Source organism: uncultured Phenylobacterium sp. (genome assembly GCF_902826855.1).
Lineage (GTDB): Bacteria > Pseudomonadota > Alphaproteobacteria > Caulobacterales > Caulobacteraceae > Phenylobacterium.
The window spans coordinates 1-6,574 of the sequence record NZ_CADEGK010000229.1; the positions used below are offsets into that span (position 1 = coordinate 1).

Consider the following 6,574-nt stretch of genomic DNA (forward strand, 5'->3'; position numbering starts at 1 on the left):
GCTGGGCGTCGCAGAACTTGGCGCCGCGGAGGTCCGCCTCGCGAAGGTTGGCGCCGCGGAAGTCACAGCCGGTGAGGTCTGCGCCCTGGAATTGGCAACCCTCCAGGTCCATGCCGAAGAACACCGACCGCGGGGCGTTCAGGCCCGAGAGACGTCGGCGCTTCAGGGTCTTCATGGGTCGGAAGTCGATCTCCGACATCTTCAATACCGCGCCCTTGGCGCCGCCCGAGTCGCAGAACTGCTCATGCTCGGCCACCACTTCGGTCAGCGAACGGTCGTCGACGTAGAAGATCGGCGGCGGCGCGCGCAGGACGCCCGTGAGGTCGCAGTCGTCCAGACGGGTCTGATTGAGGTTCACCCCGTTCATCACCGCCCGCTTCATCGATGAGCCGGTCAGGTCTGCGCCCGACAGGTCGGCGCCGGAGAGGTCGGCCCCGTCCAGCACGGCGCGCATCAGCTTGGCGCCGGTGAGGATCGCTCCAGACAGGTTGGCGTCGGTGAAGTCGCTGGACATGGCGACCGCGCCACTCATTTGGGCGCCGGCCAGGTTGGCCCCTGACAGCACCGCGTAGTTCAGTTCGCCCGGCCGATGCTCGTGGCGCAGGATGCGGAAGCCGTCCAGCTTGTCCTGCAGGGCGATACGACCCTCTCGCAGATCGCAGCCGGCCAGCTCGGCTCCGGCCAGATTGGCGCCGCGCATGCAGGCGCCGCGCAGGTCGGCGCGCTTCAGGTTCACGTGGCGCATGTCGGCTTCGCGCAGGTCCGCGCCGAACAGGATCGCGCGCGACAGGTTGGAGCGGGCCAGGCTCGCCCCCATCAGCTTGGCGCCTGTAAGGTCGGCGTCACGCAGGTCCACCGCCTCGAGCGAGCAGTTGGCGAGGTCGGCATAGGTCAGGTTCAGCCGCCGGCCGCCCGAGCGCCCCGCAAGATACCGCGAATGGGCGTCCAGCGCCTCACGCAGGGTGTGGGCGTCGACGGCCAGGTGATGCTGTTGGGGTACGGTGGACATGAGGCCTCACATTCACCTTGAGGCCACGGCTTTAAGGATGAGTTGCGCGACAGCCTTAATGCGGGATGGTTCTGACCGGCGACCTAGGGTTGCGACCTCATAACCAGCCGCGCCGTTTGAACCACAGCACCGGCAGGATGGCGGCGATCAGCATGGCCGCCAGCGCCATGTAGTAGCCGGCCGCCCAATGCAGCTCCGGCAGGACGTCGAAGTTCATCCCGTAGATCGAGGCGATCAGGGTGGGCGGCATGAACACCACCGCCACCACCGAGAAGAACTTGATGATGCCGTTCTGCTCGATGTTGATCAGGCCGAGCGCCGCATCCAGCAGGAAGGCAATGTGCGCCGCCTGGTGGCCGGCGTGGTCGCTCAGCGACTGGGCGTCGCGCTGCAGGCTCTCCAGGTGCGCCCGGCTCGCAGCGTCGCCGGCGATCTCGGGGGCGAGACCGGCGTAGCTGATCAGGCGCGCGAGCGAGACCAGGCTGTTGCGGGTGAGCCCCGTGATCGACTGGGCTTGGGCGAGGTCGGTAAGCATAGGGCGGAAGTTGCCCGCCGGCGGTCGCTGGAAGATTGAGACCGAGGCGGACTCGACCCGGTTGCCGGTGCCGTCGAGCACCCGGGCGAGGCGCTCAACGATAGCCTCAAGCAGGCCCAGCAGCGCCACTGCCCCGCTGACCGCGTCCTTGGCTGCGGCGCGCTCGGAGAAGATAGTGAAGGCCCGCAGCGTCTCGTAACGCAGGGTGACGAGGCGGCCGCCGGCCAGGACGAACGTCACCGGCGTCGTGGTGGGAAGGGCGTCGTCGGCGTGCGCAAGCAGCGTGGCCGTCATGAAGGTCGCCCCAGCCTCCTGGTAGAGGCGTGACGAAGGTTCCAGCGCCTCCATCTCCTGGACGGTGGGCAACTCGAGGCCCAGGGCGGCTTCGACCGCCAGCTCCTCCTCGCGGGTGGGCGTCAGGAGGTCGATCCAGATGACGTCCTCGCCGGGCTTCCACCCGGGCGCGACGGTCTCGGCCTCGAGGGTTCCTTGGTCGCGGCGAAGGACGTTGAGCATGCGTGTTCGCTCCTGCGCCGCCCTTGTGAGGCTGCGCCGAGGAACGCGTCAACCGCGCGGAGGCTACTTGCTCCGGTCGTTCCCGCCGCCGGTGGCAGCGGCGATCAGGGCGCCGATGCGGTCGGTGGAGTCGGCGGCCTGGCTGAGGAGGCTCATCGGACCCTGGCCGGGCCTGACGGCGGTGGCCAGCTGGCCGGCCGCGGATTGGGCCATGGCGATGGCGCCGTTCTGGACGCGGCTGACGCCCGAGTCGGCGATCATCCGCGCCGAGGAGTCGGGGTAGATGAAGCCATGGGTTGAATAGGTCGAGCCACCCAGATCGCGGTTGGGGTCGTACCAGACCTTTACCTGGCTCCAGTCGCCCTGGGCGGAGACGTCGATGAGGGTGACGTCCTTTTCCACCTTGCCGCGCGAGCCTTCGATCGGACTCCAGTTGGCGTGGGTGATCTGCACGACACGGTCGGTCAGCACCTGGCTGACCACGGCTACGTGGCCGAGGCGCATGCGCTGGGTAGGCTTGAAGCAGAGGACCGCGCCAGCGCGCGGCTGGAAGCCCGTCTCGTACTTGCCGGCCGCCTGCTTCCACCAGGTCCAGGCGTCGCCGAAGATCTGGATGCCGGAGATCAGGCGCGCGAACGGCACGCACTGCCAATAGGTGTCCGCGCTTGCGCCGGAAGGCGCGAAGGCCACGAAGGCCGCAGCGGCGAGGGAACCCAGAAGGGCCCGCGTCCGTTTGCGCATTCTCAGTGACTCCCCACTTCTAAGGCGAAGGGGTAACCGTATCCGCCTTGAGTGAAAAGAGGGTTTACGCCCTGCGACCAGGGGTCGCCGCTAAATTATCCACAGCCCCGCTCAGGCATGCCGCGACAGACGCGTGCTGATACATAGACGTGATGTAGAAATTGAAGAGCTACATTACCGGAATTAAGAAAACTATTCCGGAACAATCCCCGCACATCCCGTAAATCAGCTCATAAGATCTTGCCTGTGGACTACTCGTTAACCCAATTTTATCAAATTTCGGCCCCGTTTCACAGGTTGCAACAACCTGAAATAAGACCTCGCGCGCACACTCCGGGTGTTCGGCGCAACTCGCTCAAGAGGAGAATTTCCACTTCACGAACCCGAGAGCGACAGGCGCCGGCGCCGAATTAGTGAGCATGCGACTATTTCGGACGGCGGGACTGGCCCTCTGCCCCTGACCACCTAGATACGGATGACTGTCGGGGAGACTCAAATGGACATCGCCGCCCTAGCAGCCCTTGCCGCCGAGCCGGCCGCATGGGCCGCCCTTCTCACCCTGGTTGTGATGGAGGTGGTGCTCGGCATCGACAACCTGGTCTTCATCTCCATCCTGGCCAACAAGCTGCCGGAGCATCAGCGCAACCAGGCGCGGCGCATCGGCATTTCGCTCGCCCTGATCATGCGGCTGGGACTGCTGCTGACCCTGGGATTCATCATCGGCCTGACCCAGCCGGTGTTCGAGTTGCCCTGGCAGGGCCCTATCGGCGAGCACGGCGAGCCCGCCTTCGAACTGTCCTTCTCCTGGCGCGATCTGATCCTGATCGCCGGCGGCCTGTTCCTCGTCTGGAAGGCCACGACCGAGATCCACGAGAAGGTCGACCCTCACCAGACCGAGGGCGTCATGGACACCAAGGCGAAGGTGGCCACGAACCTTGGCTCGGCCATCGTCCAGATCGTGCTGCTCGACATCGTGTTCTCGGTGGACTCGATCCTCACGGCGGTCGGCATGACCGACGACGTGCCGATCATGATGATCGCAGTGATCATCGCGGTGGGCGTGATGCTGCTGGCCGCGGAACCGCTCGGGGAGTTCATCAACAACAACCCGACCATCGTGATGCTGGCGCTGGGCTTCCTGCTAATGATCGGCGCAGTGCTGATCGCCGACGGCTTCGGGGTGCATGTGCCCAAGGGCTACATCTACGCCGCCATGGCCTTCTCGGGCCTAGTCGAGGGGCTGAACATGCTCGCCCGCCGCCGCAAATCCCCACCTGACAAGTCGCTGCACTAGAGGAAGCTGTAGGGGTCGATGTCGATGGCGATGCGGATCTGGCCGGGCGGCCGGACGCGGGCGCGCCAGGCGGCCATGTAGGCCGACAGGTCGACACCTCGGTCGGCGCGCACCAGGAACCGTTTGCGCCGTCGGCCACGGATCAGGCCCAGCGGCGCGTCGGCGGGACCGTACACCGCCACGCCCGGCGAGTTCGGCGCAGCCTGCGCCATCGTCCGCAGAAAGGCGTCCAGCTGGCCGGCGTCCGGTCCGGAGGCGATCACCGCGGCCAGCCGGCCAAACGGCGGCAGTCCGGCCATTTCGCGCTCGGCCATTTCTGCGGCGACGAAGGCGTCGCGGTCCTGGGCCTTCAGCGCCTGCATCACTGCGTGCTCCGGGGCGTAGGTCTGCAGGAGTGCGCGACCGGGACGGTCCTTGCGCCCCGCCCGGCCGGTCGCCTGCGCCAGCAGCTGGTAGGTGCGCTCGGCGGCGCGCAGATCCCCGCCGCGCAGGCCGAGGTCGGCGTCCACCACCCCCACGAGCGTCAGGTTCGGGAAGTTGTGGCCCTTGGCGGCGGCCTGGGTGGCGACCAGGATGTCGATCTCGCCAGCGGCCATGGTCTCGATCATGCGCCGCGCCTCGCGGGCGTCGAAGACCGTGTCGGAGGAGAACACCGCGATGCGGGCGTCGGGGAACAGGCCGCGCGCCTCCTCCTCCACCCGCTCAACGCCAGGCCCGATGGACACCAGACTGTCCTTCGCCCCGCAGTGGGGGCAGGCGGCGGGCTTAAGCATCGAGAAGCCGGTCAGATGGCAGACCAGGCGGCCGGTGTAGCGGTGTTCGACCAGCCAGCTGTCGGTGTCGGGCGCCGTCATCCGCTCACCGCAGGCCCGACAGAGGACGAGCGGCGCATAGCCCCGGCGGTTGAGGAACAGCAGCGTCTGCTCGCCGCGTTCCCGCGTTTCCCTCATGGCCTCGACCAGCGGCGGCGACAGCCACCGGCCCGGCTCCGGCGGGCTTTCGCGCAGGTCGATGAGGTCGATCTCCGGCAACCGCGCGATCCCGTGGCGGGCCGACAGCTTGAGCCAGCGATAGCGGCCGATCTCGGCGTTGCGCAGCGTCTCCAGCGATGGCGTGGCCGAGGCCAACACGACGGCGGCGTCCTCGATCTTGCCGCGCGCCACGGCCAGGTCGCGGGCATGATAGATGAAGCCGTCCTCCTGCTTGAACGACCCGTCGTGCTCCTCGTCGACGACGATGAGCGCCAGCTTGCGGAACGGCAGGAACAGCGCCGAGCGGGCCCCCACGACGATGCGGCACTGGCCCGCGGCGACGCCCTCCCAGACCCGGCGGCGCATCGGCGGACTGACGTCGGAATGCCACTCGCCGGGCTCGGCCCCGAAGCGGTCGGCGACGCGGGCGATCACCGCCTGGGTTAGTGCGATCTCCGGCAGCAGGATCAGCACCTGGGCCTCGGGATCGCCGGCCAGAACGGCAGCCGCGCACTCCAGGTAGACCTCGGTCTTGCCTGATCCCGTGACGCCGTCCAGCAGCGCAACGCCGTAGCCGCCCTCGGCGACCATCGCCTTCAGCGCCTGGGCCGCCGCCGCCTGGCTGGCATTCAGCTCGGCGCCGTGCCGGCCAAGGTCGGGGGGTGCGAACCGGTCGTCGGGCGCCTGCAGTTCCACCGTCAGCACGCCTTCGTCCACCAGCGCCTTGACCACGCCGGAGGAGACGCCGGCCGCATGCGCCAGGTCGGTGGGGCCCATGGGCGCGGCCGCGGCCGCGGCGTCGACCACCCGCAACCGCGCTGGAGTCGGTCGGGCCGGCTCGACGCCGGTGAGGCGAACCACGCGCACAGGCCGTGGCCTTGGGGCGCGGGCGCCGCGGAGCGCGATGGCCAGCGGCTGGCCCGGCGCATCCACCGAATAGCGGGCGGCCCACTGGATGAACTCCACGGTCCGCGGCGGCAGACGCGGCTCGTCCAGCTTTTCGGCGACCGGCTTCAGGGGACGGTTGCCCCCCATCGCATCGCGCAGGTCCGTCACTACGCCTCGGATCAGCCGCGGCCCGAGGGGCACGGCTACCTGGTCTCCGAGCGCCAGATCCATACCCTCCGGCTCGGCGTAGTCGAACGCCTCGGGCAGCGGCATGGGGATGAGGACGGAGGCGATGCGGCTCATGGTTTGAATGGCCGGGCATCGCAGCTACAAGCGGCCCGAACAAGCGCCAAGGTCCAAGTTATGCAGCTCTTCCTCGATACCACCGACACCGCGGTCCTGAAGGACCTGGCCGCCACGGGCCTGGTGGACGGGGTCACCACCAACCCGACCCTGATCGCCAAGTCCGGCCGCAACATGCTGGAGGTAATCGGCGAGATCTGCGGGATCGTGGGCGGGCCGGTCAGCGCCGAGGTGGCCTCGATGGAAACGGCCGGGATGCTGGCCGAGGGCCGCAAGCTGGCGGCCATCGCGCCGAACATCGTGGTCAAGGTCCCGCT

General features: G+C 68.1%; 6 protein-coding genes. 2 read left to right on the plus strand and 4 right to left on the minus strand.

Annotated features, from left to right (window positions below; genetic code table 11):
- The 3 genes from QZV94_RS21665 to QZV94_RS21675 form a co-directional block, all read right to left on the minus strand.
- A partial coding sequence (locus QZV94_RS21665; protein WP_293681836.1) for a pentapeptide repeat-containing protein occupies positions 1-1,009 on the minus strand: 1,009 nt, incomplete at its 3' end.
- 97 nt (positions 1,010-1,106) lie between these two features.
- Positions 1,107-2,060: a magnesium transporter CorA family protein gene (locus QZV94_RS21670; protein WP_293681837.1), complete on the minus strand. Its 954-nt coding sequence runs from the start codon at positions 2,058-2,060 to the stop codon at positions 1,107-1,109.
- A gap of 63 nt (positions 2,061-2,123) precedes the next feature.
- Positions 2,124-2,801 carry a CHAP domain-containing protein gene (locus QZV94_RS21675; protein WP_293681838.1) on the minus strand — a complete coding sequence of 226 codons (678 nt, stop codon included), beginning with the start codon at positions 2,799-2,801 and terminating at the stop codon, positions 2,124-2,126.
- A 496-nt stretch (positions 2,802-3,297) separates the two neighbouring features.
- Between QZV94_RS21675 and QZV94_RS21680 the strand changes: the two genes are divergently transcribed.
- The gene (locus QZV94_RS21680) at positions 3,298-4,095 is read left to right on the plus strand and encodes a TerC family protein (protein WP_293681839.1); all 798 of its coding nucleotides are present in this window, start codon (positions 3,298-3,300) and stop codon (positions 4,093-4,095) included.
- Here the strand turns inward: QZV94_RS21680 and QZV94_RS21685 are convergent.
- Entirely contained in the window at positions 4,092-6,257 is a 2,166-nt protein-coding gene (locus QZV94_RS21685; RefSeq protein WP_293681840.1) for a primosomal protein N', read from the minus strand. The genes QZV94_RS21680 and QZV94_RS21685 overlap by 4 nt on opposite strands.
- A gap of 60 nt (positions 6,258-6,317) precedes the next feature.
- Here QZV94_RS21685 and QZV94_RS21690 point away from each other — a divergent pair.
- On the plus strand, positions 6,318-6,574 hold a 257-nt coding region (locus QZV94_RS21690), incomplete at its 3' end, for a transaldolase family protein (RefSeq protein ID WP_293681841.1).

Coding starts and splice junctions, on each gene's coding strand:
- QZV94_RS21670 (WP_293681837.1), bottom strand. CDS start 2,060: ATGCTCAACGTCCTTCGCCGCGACCAAGGAACCCTCGAGGCCGAGACC.
- QZV94_RS21675 (WP_293681838.1), bottom strand. CDS start 2,801: ATGCGCAAACGGACGCGGGCCCTTCTGGGTTCCCTCGCCGCTGCGGCC.
- QZV94_RS21680 (WP_293681839.1), top strand. CDS start 3,298: ATGGACATCGCCGCCCTAGCAGCCCTTGCCGCCGAGCCGGCCGCATGG.
- QZV94_RS21685 (WP_293681840.1), bottom strand. CDS start 6,257: ATGAGCCGCATCGCCTCCGTCCTCATCCCCATGCCGCTGCCCGAGGCG.